Origin of the sequence: Amycolatopsis dongchuanensis (assembly GCF_039542405.1) — a bacterium.
GTDB lineage: Bacteria > Actinomycetota > Actinomycetes > Mycobacteriales > Pseudonocardiaceae > Amycolatopsis_E > Amycolatopsis_E sacchari.
On record NZ_BAABIB010000082.1, the window covers coordinates 25,036 to 42,023 of the forward strand.

Here is a 16,988-nt window from a genome sequence, read left to right on the forward strand (position 1 = left end):
CGCTCGCTTCGCGTTGCCGGGTTTCCGTTAGATCGCCCGGTAGTCCCTTATCGCGTATCTGGGGCCGAAGCGGGGGCGGGTGAAGCCTGCTGCCTCCAGGTATCGGACGGCCCGTTGGCGTTGCGGCGCGTAGGGGGCCAGCACCTCCGCCAGGCCTTCGTCGTCCAGGGGTTCGCCCAGCAGGGCGTAGCCGACGACCGTGGGGATGTGGAAATCCCCGAAACTGACGGCATCCGCGTCACCCCAGGCGCGTTGGGCCACTTCCGCCGCCGTCCACACGCCGATGCCCGGGACCTTGCGCAGCAACGCACGGCCCTCGGCACCCCGCAGCTCCGCCGCCCGCTCCAAGCGGTGCGCCACTTGCGCCGCGAAGATCAACGCACGCCGCCGCGCCAGGTCCACGCCCGCCTTGTGCCACTTCCAGTCCACAATGGACATTATTGCGCGCGGGGTCGGTGGTACGCGCATCCCCGCCGGGGCGGGTCCCGGGGCGGGCTCGCCGTACCAGCGGCACAGCTCCCGCCACGACCGCCGCGCCTCGTAGCCCGTCACCTTCTGCTCCAGCACCGCGGGGATCAGCACGTCGAACACGCGCCCCGTGGCCCCCAGCCGCAGGCCGGGCATGTCCCGCCGGGCGCGCGCGACCGGATCGTGGTGCGGGACGAACCCGCTGTCGTCGTCCTCCGCGCCGAGCAGGGCGGGGACGCCCGCGAGCATCCTGTCCGCGCCCGGTCCCCACGCCTGCGCCTCGATCTCACCGTCGGCGAACCGCCGGAACGCGAGCGTGCCGGGGCCGTCGGGGGTGTTGCCGGTCAGCCAGGTGACGCCGGACTCCTCCGCCCGGAAGCACGGGTCGGCCTTGCCCCGGCGCAGCGGGCCGAGCACCGCGCCGAGGTCCACTGTGAACGGTGGCCGGTACCGCACTAGCAGTCGCTGGAGAAGCGGATCGAACCGTCGGCCAGCACCATCTCCGGCCACACCCTGGCGCCGTGCAGCAGTTCGCAGCCCGCTCCGACGACCGCCCCGTCGCCGAGCACGACCCCGCGCAGCACCGCACCCTTGCCCACCCGGGCACCCGCGCCGAGCACGGAGTCCTCCACCACGGCGTCCTCCGCGACGGCGACCCCGTCGAACAGCACCGAACCGGTCACGCGCGCCCCCGCCGCGACCTGCGCACCGGCGCCGACGGTGGACCCGCCGAGCACCTCCGCGCCGGACGCGACCGTCGCCCCGTCGAGCGCCAGCGACTCCCCGGTGGGACCGGGCAGGGCCGACGTCGGCGCGAGCCCGCGCACCAGGTCCGCCGAGCCGCGCACGAAGGCCTCCGGGGTGCCGACGTCCAGCCAGTACGACGCGTCGACGAACCCGTGCACGTGTGCCCCGTCGGCCAGCAGCCCGGGGAACGTCTCACGCTCGACGGACACGCGGCGACCGGCGGGAATGGACTCGACCACCGAGCGGCGGAACACGTAGCAGCCGGCGTTGATCTGGTCGGTCGGCGGGTTGGGCGTCTTCTCCAGGAACGCCGTGACGCGGCCGTCGGCGTCGGTGGGCACCGAACCGAAGCGGCTCGGGTCGTCGACGCGCTGCAGGTGCAGCGTCACGTCGGCCGAGGCGTCGAGGTGCGCCTGCACGAGGGCGTGCAGGTCGGCACCCGAGAGGATGTCGCCGTTGAAGATCACAGCGTGGTCGGCCCGCAACTTGTCGTACACGTTGCGGATCGCGCCGCCCGTGTCGAGCGGCTCCTCCTCCACCACGTACTCCAGGTCGAGGCCGAGGGACGAGCCGTCGCCGAAGTAGTCCTCGAAGACCTCGGCGCGGTACGACGTGCCCAGCACGACGTGCTGGATGCCGGCCGCGCGGATCCGTGACAGCAGGTGGCTGAGGAACGGCACCCCGGCGGTGGGCAGCATCGGCTTGGGCGCGGACAGGGTCAGCGGCCTCAGCCGCGTGCCCTTGCCGCCCACCAGCACCACGGCGTCGACATTCTCCGTCGGCGTCACAACTTCCTCCCGTGATCGAGCAGCCGCCGGGCGACAGGCCGCGCATTTTGCTGACGGCGACGCCCCGGAGGGCCTACCCTAGACAGCACAGGGGCGGCCCCGGTCGGAGAGGGCCTCAGGTCGAGTCGGGAGGCCGAGCGGATGGACCCCCGCGAGCGTGCGGACGCGTTGCTGGCCCGGGCGCGGGCACGCGGCGCCTTCGTGGTCACGCCCGACGACGCGACGTCGCCGATGGACGCGGCGAACACCCAGCAGATCCCGCGTTCGGCGATCGACAGGATCGACCACGGCGAGGACCCGGACACGACGGCCGTGGTGCCCTCGTCGGTGATCGACTCGGTGCAGGGCAGCCTCGAGAAGCCGGACACCCGGGTCGGCATGACGCCGGTGCGCCCGGACTCCCGCGAGGAGGAGGTCGGGGGCCTCATCCCCACCACCACGCAGACCACCGGCCGCTCCGATCTGTCCCGCCGTCTCGAAGGCTTCTGATTCAGCGGCCGCGCGTCTCGATCTTGAGCCGCACGGCGAGCCCGAGCTTGACCGCGGCCAGCACGGGGCGCCAGGCCGGGCCGCGGTGGCGGTCGGCGAGGTAGCGGTAGGCGCTCTGGTGGTGCGCGGCCAGCATCTTCTTCGGTGCGCGGGAGGTCGCCTTGCCGCCGATGTGGGTCACCGAGGCGGAGGGGACGTACACGTTCTGCCAGCCGGCGCGGCCGAGCCGGTCGCCGAGGTCGACGTCCTCGAAGTACATGAAGTAGCGCGAGTCGAAGCCGTCGACGGAGTCGAAGGCCTCGCGGCGGAACAGCTGGCAGGAACCGGAGAGCCAGCCCGCGGTGCGTTCCTCGGGGGCGCGTTCCTGCCGGTAGGCGCGGGTCCACGGGTTGGCGGGCCAGATCTTGCCGAACACGGCGTGCCCGATGCCGCGGCCGAAGGAGGGCAGCAGGCGGGCCGAGGGGTAGACGGCGCCGTCGGGTTCGCGGATGAGGGGCCCGAAAGCGCCCCCGCGCGGCCAGCGTTGCGCGGCTTCGAGGAGCACATCGAGTGAGCCGGGCTCCCACTCGAGGTCGGAGTTGGCGACCACGACCCAGCCGTAGCTGTCGTCGAGTTCGGCCACGCCGCGGTTGGCGCCGCCCCCGTAGCCGAGGTTCTCGCCGATGCGCAGCACCCGCACGTTCTCCCGCTCGGCGGCGCGATCGAGGGTTTCGACGGGTTCGACGCTGTTGTCCGCGAGCACCACGCGCACGTCGCGGGTGGTGGCTTTCTCGAGCGTGTCGAGGAAACGGGCGAGGTCGTCCCCGGGGAAGTAGGTCACCACGACCACGGCGAGGCCGTCGCCATAACGTGTCGGCTCGGTCACCGGGCCATTGTGCCGCTTCCCCCACGACGGTGACCCGCAGGGCCGCATCGGCCCCCCGAACAGCGCAAAGCCCGTGAGACGACCGTCCGGACGCGTCACGGGCTCACTTCTCGGCCCTAAGGGGGCCTCGCGCTGTCGACGGTAGCAGGGAGCTCGGCTCGCGCGCCACTGCATTGCGCGTCCCCGCGCGGCAGCGCAAAGCCCGTGAGACGACCGTCCGGACGCGTCACGGGCTCACTTCTCCGCCCTACGGGGGCTTCGCACCAGTGACGGTAGCGGGAAGCTTCGCGCTCTCGCCACTGCATCCCGCGTCCCCGCGCAAAACTGTCGCACCCTCCAAGCAGGATGTTCCGGGTGCCGGTGCATGCCTTCATCGACGAGTCCGGTCGGGACCGCCGCTACTTCATCTGCGTCGCGGTCGTCGACCCCGGTTGTCTTGCGCCCGCGCGGAAGCAGTTGTCGGCGCTGCTCCTCCCCGGGCAACGGGAGTTGCACTTCAAGGCAGAGAAACCACCGCGGAGGCGGCTGCTCGCCGATCGGATCGCCGGGCTGCCGCTCGTCACGCACATCTACGAGACCGCGTGCACCCCGAAGACCGAGGAACGTGACCGGCAGCGGTGCCTGGAGCAGGCGTTCCACCACCTCGTCGAGCTAGGCGCGCACAGAGTCGTCCTCGACAGCCGCGACCACCGCGACATCCACGACCGGACGACGATCTACCGCACGCTGGGGCAACACCCGAAGACCGAGCTGGCCCACCACCACCTCAACTCGGCATCCGCACCCCTGCTGTGGGTGCCCGACGCCGTCGCGTGGTGCTACGGCGCCGGCGGCGACTGGCGCCGCCGGGTCATGCCGGTCGTTTCGAAGGTCATCGTGGTCTAGACAGCGCAAAGCCCGCGACACGACCGTCCGGACGCACCACGGGCTCACTTCTCGGCCCTAAGGGGGCCTCGCACCAACGACGGTAGCAGGGAGCTGCTCCGGAGCGCCACTGCATTGCGCGGCGCTCCGCGTTCCCGCGCAAAACTGTCGCCCCCTCCGAGCAGGATGTTCGAGGTGCCAGTGCATGCCTTCATCGACGAGTCCGGGCGGGACGGTGCCTACATCGTCTGCGTGAGCGTTGTCGACCCCGCTCAGCTCGTCCCCACCCGGAAGCAGCTCGCCGCGTTGCTCCTCCCGGGACAACGTGAGCTGCACTTCAAAAAGGAGAAGCCGCGCAGGCGCCGGCTACTCGCCGACCGGATCGCGGCGCTTCCGGCGATCTCGTGGATCTACACGACCTCGTGCACCCCGAAGACCGAGGAACAGGACCGGCAGCGGTGCCTCGCGGAAGCGGTGCGCGATCTCGTCGCGGCGGGCGCGCACCGCGTGGTGATCGACAGTCGGCAGGAGCAGGACCGGCATGATCAGGCAACGATCTACCGGGTGCTGGGTACCTACGAGACGTCCCCTCCGGTGGTGCATCAACACCACGAATCCACTGCCACCCCGCTCTTGTGGATCCCCGACGCCGTGGCCTGGTGTTACGGCGCGGGTGGCGACTGGCGGCGGCGCGTCTCGGCCGGCATCGGGCGGATCACCCAGCTCTAGACAGCGCAAAGCCCGCGACACGACCGTCCGGACGCACCACGGGCTCACTTCTCGGCCCTACGGGGGCCTCGCACCCCCAACGCTACCAGTCAGCCCCGCCGGTGGGCCAGCCACGCCTTTCCGTACGCCTCGCGGTGCCGCTCCGCGCTGGTGGTCCACGAGAAGTCCTTCGCCCGCCGCTGTGCCGCTTGGGCGAGCTGCGCACGGCGACCCGGGTCGTCCAGCAGCTCCGACAGGGCCACTGCCACGTCACCCGCGCCGACGCCGCAGTACGCCACCGCATCCCCGCCTACCTCGGGCAGCGAGAGGCGCCGGGTGGTCAGCACGCACGCCCCGCACGCCATCGCCTCCAGCACGGGCAGTCCGAAACCCTCCCCGAGGCTGGGATACGCCACGAGCTCCGCCCCGCCCAGGAACCCGGCCAGCGTCCCGAACGGCAGGTACCCCGCCCGGATCACCCGCAGCCGCAGCGGCGCGGCGTCCAGCGCCTTCTCCACCTGCGTGTCCCACCCCGGCTGCCCCGCGAGCACCAAAGCGGGCGGCGAAGCGCGGTGTTCGACCGCCTTCGCGAAGCCCCGGATCAACGCCGGCACGTTCTTCCGCGGCTCCAGCGCCCCCAGGAACGCCACGTAGGGCTGCGTCTCCAGCCCGATCGCCGCCCGCGCGGCCCGAACCTCCTCCGGCGACGGCGGGTGGAACCGCTCCACGTCCACCCCGTGCTCGATGATCTCCAGCGCCCTCGGCCTCGCCCGCGTCACCCGCGCCAGCTCGTTCGCCGTCGCGTGGCTCGGCACGACGCACATCGTCGCGCGGCGCAGCGCCGTCACCGTCCAGCCGCGGAAGAACCGCGCCTTGACCGACGAGTGCAGCACCGCGTCGGTGAAGAACGTCGCGTCGTGCAGGGTCACCACCGACGCGGCCGGGCTCGCCAGCGGCATCGTGTAGTGCGGCGAGTGCACGACCTGCACGTTCAGCCGCCGCGCGAGCATCGGCAGCGTCGTCTGCTCCCACGCGAGCCGCGCCGTCCTGGTCACCGTCGACGGCCCGGCAGGCACGATCCGCGACCGCGGCGCGAGCCGCGCGAACAACCGGACGTCCCGGGGCTGGCACACCACGCTGACCGGCGCACCGCCCTCGTCGAGCGCCTGGACGAGCGAGTCGACGTAGCGGCCGACGCCGCCGCGGTCCGCGGGCACGGCCGTGGCGTCGATCAGCACACTCGGTTCGCTCCGTCCCACCAGTGCAGAGTACGACCGATCAAAGTCCGTTTGGTCAGGAACTCACAACTTCGCTCCCGGTGTGGATCCGCCACACGGCTTCCGCCGACCGCCGCCACGAGAACTCCGCCGCCCGCGCCCAGCCCGCTTCGACCAGCGCGGATGCCCGCGATGGCGACCCCAGCACCTCCCGCAGCCCCGCGGCGAGCGCCCGCGCGTCGCCCCTCGGCACGCACAACCCGGCCCCTCCGGCCACCTCCACGAGCGCCGGGGCGTCCGAATGCACCACCGGCACCCCGGCCGCCATCGCTTCGAGCAGCGGCAACCCGAACCCCTCGGCCCGGCTCGGCACCGCCAGCACCGCCGCCCGCCGCAACACACCCGCGAGCCGCGCGTCCGGCAGCCGCCCCAGCACCCGCACGTCCACGCCGTCCCGCCGCGCCTCGACGCCGCCCCAGCCGGGCTGGCCGACCAGCACGAGCGGCACGTCCAGCTCCGCCATCGCGTCGAGCAGCACGTCGATGCCCTTGCGGGGTTCGAGCGTGCCGACCGCCAGTACGAAACGTTCCGGCAGGTCAGGAACGTCCTCGGGGGCCGACAACGCCGCCGCCACCCCGTGCCCGGCGACGTGCACGGGCACCGAAACCGGGATCCACCGCCACAGGTCGTCGGCCACCGCGCGCGTCGGCACGACGAGCCCGCGAGCACGCCGCGCGGCCCTGCCGATCATCCGCCGGTGCCACGACACCCCGCGCGGGGTGAGCGTCTCCGGATGCGTCCACGGCACCGTGTCGTGCACCGTCACCGACACCGGCCCGCGTGGCGGCGCGAGCGGGGTGGGCGCGTGGACGGCGTCCCCGCCCGGCCAGTACGGCACCCCCAGCTGCCACGCGGCGACCAGCGCCCGCGGCGGCAGCGGCAGCATCCGCAGGCCCGTCACCTGCCCTTTCGGTCGCCGAGCCACGACACCCGTGACCTCCCAGCCCGGCGGCGCCGTCTCGCCCAGCGCGCGCAGCAGCTCGGCGGTGTAGCGGCCGGTGCCGCCCGGCACAGGCGCCAGCAGCTGCTCGGCGATGACCACGAGTTCCGGCACGAGCCGTATTGTGCTCGCCGTGACCGAGGTCAGCTCCACGGTGGTGGTCGTCACGTGGCGGGGTGCCGGGCAGATCACCGCCTGCCTGGACGCGCTCGCCGCCCAGGATCGTCCACATCGGACGCTCGTGGTGGACAACGCCTCGGACGACGGCACCGCCCGCCTGCTCGCCGGGCACCCGTCGAAGCCACGGGTCGTGCGCCTGCCCCGCAACGCCGGGTACGCGGGCGCGATGGCCGCCGCGCTGTCCCTTGTGGACACGCCGTTGATGGCGTGGCTCAACGACGACGCCGAACCTGAGCCCGGCTGGCTGGGCGCACTGGAGGACGCGCTGGGCCCGGCGGCGGCCGCGAGCTCCCGGCTGAACCGCCCCGACGGCACTCCCCAGTGCGTCGGGGTCCGGCTGACCGCGGACGGCTACGGCGCGGACACGCTCGACGCACCGGCCTTCGGGTTCTGCGGCGGCGCGGCCCTGCTGCGCACGGACGTGCTGCGCGAGATCGGCGGCGTGCCGGCGGGTTTCTTCTGCTACTACGAGGACACCGACACCGCGTGGCGGCTGCGCCTGGCGGGGCACGACATCGTGACGGTGCCGGAGGCGCGGGTGACCCACCGTCATGGCGTGAGCACCAGGCCCGGGTCGCGGCAGTTCCACCTGTGGAACGAGCGCAACCGCCTGCTCACCCTTGTACGGTGTGCACCCGCGTGGGTCGCCCTCCGCGAGCTGGCGCGGTTCGCCGCGATCACCGCACTGCTTCCCCTGCGCCGCAACGTGCCTGAGGCGGCGAACTTCCGCATCGCGCTCCGTGTGCGGGTGCTCACCGAGGTACTCCTCCGGGTACCCGCGGCCCTGCGCGCCCGCCGGGCGATCACCCGGCGGTCGACAGTGCCCCGAGGGCAGGTCTGGCGACACTGGGCGCGCCAGTAACCCCACCCGTCTCCCACCACCGCCCTCAACGGAGGCGCTGACGCGCCGCTAAGCTCCTTTCAACCGGAGCACGGAGGTCGGCATTGGGCCAGGGGGATTCGCCTTTACCGCTCGTCTCGGTGATCGTGGTGAACTACCGCGGCGCGGACGACACGATCACGTGCCTGCGCGCCCTGAGCGAGGACCTGGACTACCCCAGGCTCGAGGTGATCTGCGTCGACAACGCCTCCGGCGGCGACGACGTGGCCCGGCTCAAGGCGGTCCCCGGGATCAAGCTGGTCGAGTCTTCGGAGAACCTCGGCTTCGCCGGCGGCTGCAACCTCGGCGCGCGGCACGCCCAGGGCAGCGTTCTCGCGTTCCTCAACAACGACGCCCGCCCCGACCGGAACTGGGTGCGCGCGGCCGTCGCGACCCTGACGGCGGAACCCACCGTCGCCGCCGTCGCGAGCAAGGTGCTGGACTGGGACGGCACCGGTACCGACTTCGTGGACGCCGGGCTGACGTGGTTCGGCATGGGCTACAAGCGGCACGCGGGCAGCCCGCTCGCCGACCTGCCGTCCGGCGAGCACGAGGCCGCCAAGGACGTCCTGTTCGCCACGGGCTCGGCGATGTTCGTGCGCGCGAGCGTGTTCACCGAGCTCGGCGGCTTCGACGAACGCTTCTTCATGTTCTACGAGGACGTGGACCTCGGCTGGCGGCTGAACCTGCGGGGCTGGCGCGTGCGGTACGTGCCGGAGTCGCTGGCCTACCACCGCCACCACGCCACGATGTCCGAAGTGGACGCTCCGGACACGGGCCGCGAGACGTTCCTGCTGGAGCGCAACGCACTCGCCGCGCTGTACAAGAACGTCTCCGACGAAACGCTGGCGAAGGTGCTGCCCGCCGCGCTCGCGCTGGCCGTCCGCCGCGCGACCGCCCGCGGCGAGCTGGACGCGACGCAGCTCGACCTCGCGAAGGGCGTGAAGCCCGTCGACACGACGCCGGTCGAGGTGCCGAGGACGACGCTCGCGGGAGTGCTGGCGATCGACCAGTTCGTCGAGCTGCTGCCCTCGCTGGCCGAGTCCCGCAAGGCCGAGCAGGCCGCCAGGGTGCGCACCGACGCGGACCTGATCCCGTTGCTGCGCAAGGCACTTGAGCCCGCCTACCCGCTGCCGCGCTACCTCGCCGCACACGAGATCCTCGTCGAAGCCTTCGGCATCGAAAGCGTGTTCGGGCAGCGGCGCAGGATCCTCGTGCTGACCGGTGACGCGATCACCGAGCGGATGGCGGGCCCGGCGATCCGCGCCTGGAACATCGCGAGCGCCCTCGCCCCCGAGCACGACGTCCGGCTGGTCACCGTGAACCCGGTCGCCGCTCCCCCGCCCGCGCCGTTCCCCGTCAGCGCCGCCCGCAAGCGCGACCTCACCGAGCCGGTCGAGTGGGCCGACGTGGTGATCCTGCAGGGGCACGTGCTGGAGATGGCACCCGCGCTCAAGGCGGAGCACTCGCACAAGATCGTGGTCTGCGACCTGTACGACCCGATGCACCTGGAGCTGCTCGAACAGGGCAAGAGCGCACCGGACGACAAGCGCGCCGCGGACCTCGTGGGCGTCACGCGCGTGCTCGACGCGCAGCTGGAGCGCGGCGACTTCTTCCTCTGCGCCTCCGAGCGGCAGCGCCACTTCTGGCTCGGCCACCTCGCCGCGCTCGGCAGGCTCACCCCCCGCCTGTACGACGCCGACCCGACCACGCAGTCGCTGCTCGCCGTCGTCCCGTTCGGCCTGCCCGCCGAACCGCCCGTGCGCACCGGCCCCGGTCTCCGCGCGACGCTGGACGGCATCGCCGAGACCGACCACGTCGTGCTGTGGGCCGGTGGCGTGTACAGCTGGTTCGACCCGCTCACGCTCGTCGGCGCGATCGACCGGCTGCGGCAGCGGCGGCCCGACGTGCGGCTGGTGTTCCTCGGCATGAAGCACCCGAACCCCGAGGTCGCGGAGATGGACATCGGCGCGCGCACGATGCGGCTCGCCGACCGGCTGGGGCTGACCGGCAAGCACGTGTTCTTCAACGAGCACTGGGTGCCCTACGGCGAGCGGCAGAACTGGCTGCTCGACGCCGACTGCGGGGTGACGACGCACTTCGAGCACGTCGAGACCACGTTCGCCTTCCGCACCCGCGTGCTGGACTACCTGTGGGCCGGGCTGCCGATCGTGACGACCGACGGCGACGCGTTCGCCGACCTGGTGCGGGACGAGAAGCTCGGCGTGGTCGTGCCGGCGGAGGACGCCGACGCCCTCGCGGACGCGCTGGAACGCGCGATGTACGACGAGGAGTTCGCCGCCGCGTGCAAGGAGCGGATCGCCGCGGTCGCCCGCCGGTACGCCTGGCCGGAGGCGCTCAAGCCGCTCGTCGAGTTCTGCCGGAACCCGCGTCCCGCCGCCGACCGGCTGCCGGGGTCGGCGGACCTGGTGGTCTCGGCACCGTTGCGGGGCACCGAAGCCCTCCGCCGCGACCTCGCGCTGGTGCGGGAGTACCTCGCCGACGGCGGTCCGAAGGAGCTGGCCCGGCGCGCCGCCGGACGCCTGAAGAAGCTGGCCAGAAGCCGTGGCTGACCGGCCGTTGAAAGTCCTGCTCGACGGCACCCCCCTGCTCGGGGCGCGGACGGGCATCGGCCGCTACACCGCTTCGCTGGCCGAGGAGCTGGCTTCACGCTCCGATGTGGACACTCGCGCGGTGGCGTTCACGCTGCGCGGCTGGCGGCGGCTGCGGCACGTCCTCCCGCACGGTGCCCGCGCCCGCGGCATGCCCGTCGCGGCGCGGCTGCTGCGGGCCAGCTGGCTGCACTCGCCGTTCCCGCCGGTCGAACTGTTCGCCGGGCGGGCGGACGTCGTGCACGGCACCAACTTCGTGTTGCCGCGTTCGCTGCGCGCCGCCGGGGTGCTGACGATCCACGACCTCGCCTTCCTCGACGCGCCGGAGGAACTGGCGCCGAGCGACCGCGAGCTGCCCAGGCTGGTGCGCCAGGGTGCGGCTCAGGCCCGGGTCGTCTGCACACCGACGGAGGCGGTGGCCGAAACGGTCGCCGAACGCCTCGCCGTGCCCCGCGAGAAGATCCAGGTGACGCCGCTGGGCGTGGACGCGGCGTGGTTCACCGGGCGGCCGCCGAACAAGGAGACGCGCGAGCGGCTGCGGCTGCCCGCGGAGTACCTGCTCTACGTCGGCGCCTCGAACCCGCGCAAGGGGCTGGACTGGCTGCTCAAGGGACACGCGGCCGCCCCCGAGCTGCCGCCGCTGGTGTTCTCCGGCCCAGGCCCGGTGCACGTGTCGGGCCGGGCCCGGCACGCCGGTTACCTGTCCGAAGTGGACTTGCGCAACGTGGTGGCCGGCGCCTCGGCCCTGGTGCTGCCCTCGCGTGAGGAGGGGTTCGGCCTCCCGGTGCTGGAGGCGCTGGCTTGCGACGTGCCGGTGGTGTGCACCGACATCCCGGCGCTGCGGGAGATCTCGGGCGGCTATGCCCACCTGGTGCCCTACGGCGAAGTGGACGCGCTGGTCGCAGCACTGCGGGAAGCGGTTTCCGAGGTCCGCGACCCGTCGCTGTCCGCCGAGCGCCGTGCGCACGCCGGTGGCTTCACGTGGCGCCGGTGCGCCGACGCCACCGTCGAGGCCTACCGGCGGGCGGCCGCGAAGTAGGCGGACAACGCCTCGCGCCAGTGCCGCAACGGCGTGAGCCCCGCTTCGGCCCACGACTTGTTCGACAGCACCGAGCACGCCGGGCGCGGCGCCGGGCGGGGGAACTCCTCGGTGGTGCAGGGCTTCACCCGCTCCGGGTCCGCGCCCAGCTCCTCGAAGATCGCTCTCGTGAAGCCGTACCACGTCGTCTCGCCGCCGCCGGTGCAGTGCAGCACCCGCCGGTCGGGTCCACGACCGTCCACAATGGCGTGACCGAGTTCGAGCAGTCCGGCGGCTAGGTCGGCCGACCACGTGGGCGAGCCCCGCTGGTCGTCCACAACGGACAGCGTGTCCCGTTCCCCTTCCAGCCGGATCATGGTCTTCACGAAGTTCGCCCCGCTCACCCCGTAGACCCAGGCCGTGCGCACCACCCAGGCCCGCGCGCCGGAACCCAGCACGGCGTCCTCCCCGGCGGCCTTCGTCCGCCCGTACGCGCTGCGCGGGCCGACCTCGTCCTCCGGTTCGTACGGCCGGTCGGCGTCGCCGGGGAACACGTAGTCCGTCGACACGTGCACCAGCGGCACCCCGCGTGACGAGCACGCGGCCGCGAGCACGCGGGGACCGTCCACATTGACCGCGAACGCGCGCCGCTCGTCGGTCTCCGCCTTGTCCACCGCGGTGTAGGCCGCCGCGTTGACCACCAGGGGTTTCCGGCCGCCTTCCCGCGCCCGCTCGGCCAGCGCGCCGACCGCGGCGATGACCGCACCCGCGTCGGTCACGTCCAGCTCCGCCGACCCCGGCGCGGTGACGTCCACCTCCGGCGACGCCAGCGCCGCCAGGTCCCGGCCGAGCTGCCCGGATCCGCCGGGTACCAGCACACTGAGCATCGGTGCCCTCACTTCCCGGCCAGCGCGGCGCGCTCCTTGAGCGGCTCCCACCACGAGCGGTTCTCGCGGTACCAGCGCACGGTGCCGGCCAGGCCCTCGTCGAACGGCACCTGGGGCCGGTACCCCAGCTCGGTGCTGATCTTCGTGATGTCCACGGAATACCGGCGGTCGTGACCCTTGCGGTCGGGCACCGGCTCGACCCGGTCCCAGCCGGCGCCGAGCGCGGCGAGCAGCCGCTCGGTCAGCTCCCGGTTGGTGAGTTCCGTGCCGCCACCGATGTTGTAGACCTCCCCGGCCCGGCCCGACTCCGCGACGAGCTGGATGCCGCGGCAGTGATCGTCCACGTGCAGCCAGTCACGGACGTTCAGGCCGTCGCCGTAGAGCGGCACCTTCGCGCCGTCGAGCAGGTTCGTCACGAACAGCGGGATGACCTTTTCGGGAAACTGGTACGGACCGTAGTTGTTCGAGCACCGCGTGACGCACACCGGGAGGCCATGCGTGCGGAAGAAGGCCCGTGCCAGCAGGTCCGAGGACGCCTTCGACGCCGAATAGGGGGAATTCGGCTCCAGCGCGTGGTCTTCCGGCCAGGAGCCCTCGGCGATCGAGCCGTACACCTCGTCGGTCGACACGTGCACGAACTTGCCCACCCCGGCGCCGAGCGCGGCCTGCAGCAGGGTCTGCGTGCCCAGCACGTTGGTGAGCACGAAGTCCGCCGAACCGAGGATCGACCGGTCCACATGGGACTCGGCGGCGAAGTGCACCACCAGGTCGACACCCGTCATCAGCTCCGACACCAGCGCGCCGTCACAGATGTCGCCCTGCACGAACTCGAACCGCGGGCTGTCGGCGACCGGGGCGAGGTTCGCCGGGTTGCCCGCGTAGGTCAGCTTGTCCAGCACCACGACCTCGGCGTCGGCGAGTGCCGGGTACGCACCCGACAGCGCCTGGCGCACGTAGTGCGACCCGATGAAACCCGCTCCCCCGGTCACCAGCACCCGCATCGGCTTCCGCCCTTCCGAACATCGATTCCCGCAACCCGGGCAACGTAACCCAGCCGAGACACGTCTCTGTAGAGGGAACAGTAATCTGGAAGCATTCACAAAATGGTGGGGGCAGGAGGAGCGACCGTGACCGACGGGGTTGCGACCCGCCAGGACGCCACGGAAGAGATACCCGAATGGCCCCCGCCGCCCATCCCTTCACCCAGGAGGCGCAGGCCGTGGTTCGCGGTCTTCGCCCTGCGGGGCGGCAAGGCCATCGTGGCACTCGTGTCCGTCGCCGTGCTGGTGCTGACGTGGTACGGCTGGCAGTTCGTCGGCGACCCGAACCAGGGGCTGACGACCAGCGAAGTGTTCGCGGACAACGAGTTGCACGCGGTCCCGCTCGACGGCGCGGTGGACATCCTGCTCGTGGGCATGGACAGCCGCACCGACGGGCAGGGCAACCCGCTGCCGCGTGAGGTGCTGGACATGCTGCACGCCGGGGACGCCGACGGCGAGAAGCAGACCGACACGATGATCCTCGTGCACATCCCGCAGGACGGGCGCCGGGCCGTCGCGATCTCGTTCCCGCGTGACTCCTGGGTGGAACTCGCCGGGGGCTTCGGCAAGCACAAGCTCAACGGGGCGTTCGTCTACGCCTACAACGAGCGGTTCCGCCAGTTGCAGCAGCGGGGCGTGGACCTGAAGGAGGCCGACCGGCAGGCGAAGAACGCCGGCCGCCAGAACCTCGTCGCCACGCTCGAGAACTTCATGGGCAAGCCCGGCATGATCGACCGCTACGCCGAGGTGAACCTCGCCAGCTTCTACGAGGTGACCAGGGCCCTCGGCGGGGTCGAGGTGTGCCTGAACGGCCCGGTGCACGAGCGCAAGTCCGGCGTCGACCTGCCCGCGGGCAGGCAGACCGTCGAGGGCGTGCAGGCGCTGGCCTTCGTGCGGCAGCGCTACGACCTGCCCAACGGGGACCTGGACCGGATCGCGCGGCAGCAGGCGTTCCTGTCGGGGCTCGCGCGCAAGGTCCTGTCGCGGGACGTCCTGATGAACCCCGGGAAACTCGGTGATGTGATCACCGCCGTGAAGAAGTCCGTGGTGCTCTCCGACAACTGGGACCTGACCCAGTTCGCCGGCCAGATGCGCGGTCTCGACAGCGGCCGCATCGAGTTCCGCACCATCCCCACGCTCGGCAACGCGGTCATCGGCGGCGCGGACGTGCTGCGCGTCGACCCGGCGCAGGTGCACCAGTTCGTCGACGGGCTCACCGCCGACCCCGGCGCGACGTCCACCACGGCCACCCCGCCGACCACCTCGTCGGCGCCCCCGTCCTCGAAGGCACCACCGAGTTCCGCCGGCCGGGCCAACGCCGGTGCCGCCGGCCGGTCGCTGCCGCCGCCGTCCAGCGCGCCCCCGCCCATCACGGGTGGCGAAGTCGCCTGTGTGAACTGACCCCCGTGCCTTAACCTGGGACGACAGGCAGGGGCGAGCAGGGGGAGAAACCGGTTTGGACACCGACGACGACGGCGCTGAGCAGCAGAAGCCGACGCCGCACCCGAGGACGACCGAACCGGAGGCCGGACCCGAAGCCGGGACCGAGCCGGAGCCGCGGCGGCGGGGGCGGGTCCCGGCGCGGGTGGCGAAGGTCGCACTGGCCCTGCTGTCGGTGGTCGCGCTGGCCGCCACGGGCTACGCGTACCTGACCTACCACCAGGTGCAGGGCGATCTGCACACCACCGACGTGCTCGGCGAACCGGACAGCCCGGACCTGCCACCCCCACCGCCCGCGGACGACGGCGCCGAGGACATCCTGCTGGTGGGCGTGGACGCGCGGACCGACATGCAGGGCAACCCGCTGCCGCTGTCGATGCTGAAGACGTTGCGCACCGAGCAGACGGGCACGATCAACACCGACACCCTCATCCTGCTGCGCGTCCCCAAGAACGGCGGCAAGCCCGTCGCGCTCTCGATCCCCCGCGACACGTGGGTGGACGTGCCGAAAGGCGGGCAGGCGAAGATCAACTCGGTGTTCGGCACCACGAAGGCCGCCGCGGCGAACCAGCTGCGCGCCCGGGGCGAGCGCGACTCCGCGGCGGTCGAGCGCGATTCGGACCAGGCCGGCCGCAAGGCCCTGGTCCAGACCATCCAGAACTTCACGCAGGTGCGCATCGACCACTACGCCGAGGTCAACCTGCTCGGTTTCTACCTCATCACCGAGGCGCTGGGCGGCGTGCAGGTGTGCCTCAACCACGCGACCGAGGACAAGGACTCCGGGGCGGACTTCACCGCCGGGCTGCACACGGTGACCGGCGGCGAGGCGCTGTCGTTCGTGCGGCAGCGGAAGAACCTGCCCCGGGGCGATCTCGACCGGATCGTGCGGCAGCAGGTGTTCCTCGGGTCGGCACTGCACAAGGTGCTGTCGGCCGGTGTGCTGACCAACCCCGGGAAGCTGACGGACCTCACCGACGCGCTGCACCGGTCGCTCGTGCTGGACCCGGACTTCGACCTGCTGCAGTTCGCGGAGAAGGCGAAGGGCCTGGCGTCGGGTGACGTGTCGTTCGAGACCATCCCCGTGCTGACCATCAACGGCCGCAGCCCGGACGGGCAGAGCATCGTGCAGGTGGACCCGAAGGCGGTGCAGCAGTACGTCGCCGGGCTCGTGGGCCACACGGGCGGTGGTGGCGCGGCGGCCTCGGGCGGGTACGCGCAGACCAGCATCAACGGCGTGACGTGTGTGAATTAGTGGCGTGTCTGAGAAAGATCGGGCGTGGTTCGGACCGGTAAGCCGGGGCGGCCGTTTTCGGATGCGCGGGCGATGGTCGAGGGCATCATCTACCGGTACCGGTGTGGAATCGCGTGGCGGGATGTGCCGCCGGTGTTCGGGCCGTGGCAGACGAATATCACCCGCACCACAGGGGGCCGGGTCGAACTACACGCATCCTCGGACCGAGCCGCCTGACCACGCGCTCGGCCGCTCACGAGGTGGGCCGTCCACGAAGATTCACGAGCTCGTCGACGGGAACGGACGGCCACTGGTCACGCTGCTGACCGCGGGGCAGGCCGGGGACTCGACGACGTTCCTGCCCCTGATGCGACACCTGTACGTGCCCCGCCCATCCGGAGGGCCGGTGCGGACACAAGCTGGCCACCGACTACCGGGCAGCCATCGTCCTGCACGCCGTCATCACCTGAACCACAACGTTGTCAGCCATGACCTAGGTGTGATGTTCAGGGACGTTGTCCCGGGTTGAGGTGACCGTTGGTGGCCTGTCGTGC

16 protein-coding genes are annotated in these 16,988 nt (G+C 72.1%); 9 read left to right on the forward strand and 7 right to left on the reverse strand.

The window, feature by feature from the left end; genetic code table 11:
* Window positions 1-27: 27 nt before the first annotated feature.
* Both ABFX51_RS22645 and manB read right to left on the reverse strand, forming a co-directional pair.
* Window positions 28-924, reverse strand: a complete 897-nt coding sequence (locus ABFX51_RS22645) for a DNA-3-methyladenine glycosylase family protein (RefSeq protein ID WP_091511717.1) — start codon at window positions 922-924, stop codon at window positions 28-30.
* Window positions 924-2,003, reverse strand: coding sequence for a mannose-1-phosphate guanylyltransferase (manB, locus tag ABFX51_RS22650; RefSeq protein ID WP_245783216.1), 1,080 nt, complete (start codon window positions 2,001-2,003; stop codon window positions 924-926). Before manB ends, ABFX51_RS22645 begins: the two co-directional genes overlap by 1 nt.
* A gap of 141 nt (window positions 2,004-2,144) precedes the next feature.
* Here manB and ABFX51_RS22655 point away from each other — a divergent pair, with 141 nt between their 5' ends.
* The gene (locus tag ABFX51_RS22655; RefSeq protein ID WP_177228850.1) at window positions 2,145-2,492 is read left to right on the forward strand and encodes a hypothetical protein; all 348 of its coding nucleotides are present in this window, start codon (window positions 2,145-2,147) and stop codon (window positions 2,490-2,492) included.
* A 1-nt stretch (window position 2,493) separates the two neighbouring features.
* Here the strand turns inward: ABFX51_RS22655 and ABFX51_RS22660 are convergent, their stop codons facing one another.
* Window positions 2,494-3,357 (reverse strand): glycosyltransferase family 2 protein, encoded by an 864-nt coding sequence (locus tag ABFX51_RS22660; protein ID WP_245783215.1) that lies wholly within the window; start codon window positions 3,355-3,357, stop codon window positions 2,494-2,496.
* 354 nt (window positions 3,358-3,711) lie between these two features.
* Between ABFX51_RS22660 and ABFX51_RS22665 the strand changes: the two genes are divergently transcribed.
* Both ABFX51_RS22665 and ABFX51_RS22670 read left to right on the forward strand, forming a co-directional pair.
* Window positions 3,712-4,242, forward strand: coding sequence for a hypothetical protein (locus ABFX51_RS22665; RefSeq protein ID WP_091511714.1), 531 nt, complete (start codon window positions 3,712-3,714; stop codon window positions 4,240-4,242).
* Window positions 4,243-4,407: 165 nt separating this feature from the next.
* The gene (locus ABFX51_RS22670) at window positions 4,408-4,950 is read left to right on the forward strand and encodes a hypothetical protein (RefSeq protein ID WP_346054839.1); all 543 of its coding nucleotides are present in this window, start codon (window positions 4,408-4,410) and stop codon (window positions 4,948-4,950) included.
* Between the two features lie 89 nt (window positions 4,951-5,039).
* Here ABFX51_RS22670 and ABFX51_RS22675 read toward each other — a convergent pair whose 3' ends face one another.
* Window positions 5,040-6,167: a glycosyltransferase family 4 protein gene (locus tag ABFX51_RS22675; protein ID WP_091511711.1), complete on the reverse strand. Its 1,128-nt coding sequence runs from the start codon at window positions 6,165-6,167 to the stop codon at window positions 5,040-5,042.
* Window positions 6,168-6,222: 55 nt separating this feature from the next.
* Window positions 6,223-7,260, reverse strand: coding sequence for a glycosyltransferase family 4 protein (locus ABFX51_RS22680; protein ID WP_346054840.1), 1,038 nt, complete (start codon window positions 7,258-7,260; stop codon window positions 6,223-6,225).
* Between ABFX51_RS22680 and ABFX51_RS22685 the strand changes: the two genes are divergently transcribed.
* The 3 genes from ABFX51_RS22685 (at window position 7,241) to ABFX51_RS22695 (ending at window position 11,857) form a co-directional block, all read left to right on the forward strand.
* Entirely contained in the window at window positions 7,241-8,188 is a 948-nt protein-coding gene (locus ABFX51_RS22685) for a glycosyltransferase family 2 protein (protein ID WP_346054841.1), read from the forward strand. The two genes, ABFX51_RS22680 and ABFX51_RS22685, sit on opposite strands and share 20 nt — an antisense overlap.
* An 83-nt stretch (window positions 8,189-8,271) precedes the next feature.
* Window positions 8,272-10,779: a glycosyltransferase gene (locus ABFX51_RS22690; RefSeq protein ID WP_346054842.1), complete on the forward strand. Its 2,508-nt coding sequence runs from the start codon at window positions 8,272-8,274 to the stop codon at window positions 10,777-10,779.
* On the forward strand, window positions 10,772-11,857 hold the full coding sequence (locus ABFX51_RS22695) for a glycosyltransferase family 4 protein (RefSeq protein WP_346054843.1): 1,086 nt from the start codon (window positions 10,772-10,774) through the stop codon (window positions 11,855-11,857). Before ABFX51_RS22690 ends, ABFX51_RS22695 begins: the two co-directional genes overlap by 8 nt.
* Here the strand turns inward: ABFX51_RS22695 and rfbD are convergent.
* On the reverse strand, window positions 11,833-12,723 hold the full coding sequence (gene rfbD / locus ABFX51_RS22700) for a dTDP-4-dehydrorhamnose reductase (RefSeq protein ID WP_346054844.1): 891 nt from the start codon (window positions 12,721-12,723) through the stop codon (window positions 11,833-11,835). The genes ABFX51_RS22695 and rfbD overlap by 25 nt on opposite strands.
* Before the next feature lie 8 nt (window positions 12,724-12,731).
* A complete protein-coding gene (gene rfbB, locus ABFX51_RS22705; protein WP_346054845.1) occupies window positions 12,732-13,724 on the reverse strand; it encodes a dTDP-glucose 4,6-dehydratase in 993 nt (330 codons plus the stop codon).
* 168 nt (window positions 13,725-13,892) lie between these two features.
* Between rfbB and ABFX51_RS22710 the strand changes: the two genes are divergently transcribed.
* The 3 genes from ABFX51_RS22710 to ABFX51_RS39660 are packed head-to-tail and all read left to right on the forward strand — an operon-like array spanning window position 13,893 to window position 16,671.
* Window positions 13,893-15,164, forward strand: a complete 1,272-nt coding sequence (locus ABFX51_RS22710) for an LCP family protein (protein WP_428832492.1) — start codon at window positions 13,893-13,895, stop codon at window positions 15,162-15,164.
* Window positions 15,165-15,219: 55 nt separating this feature from the next.
* The gene (locus ABFX51_RS22715; protein WP_091511681.1) at window positions 15,220-16,455 is read left to right on the forward strand and encodes an LCP family protein; all 1,236 of its coding nucleotides are present in this window, start codon (window positions 15,220-15,222) and stop codon (window positions 16,453-16,455) included.
* Between the two features lie 24 nt (window positions 16,456-16,479).
* A complete protein-coding gene (locus ABFX51_RS39660) occupies window positions 16,480-16,671 on the forward strand; it encodes a transposase (RefSeq protein WP_177228848.1) in 192 nt (63 codons plus the stop codon).
* Window positions 16,672-16,988 lie beyond the last annotated feature (317 nt).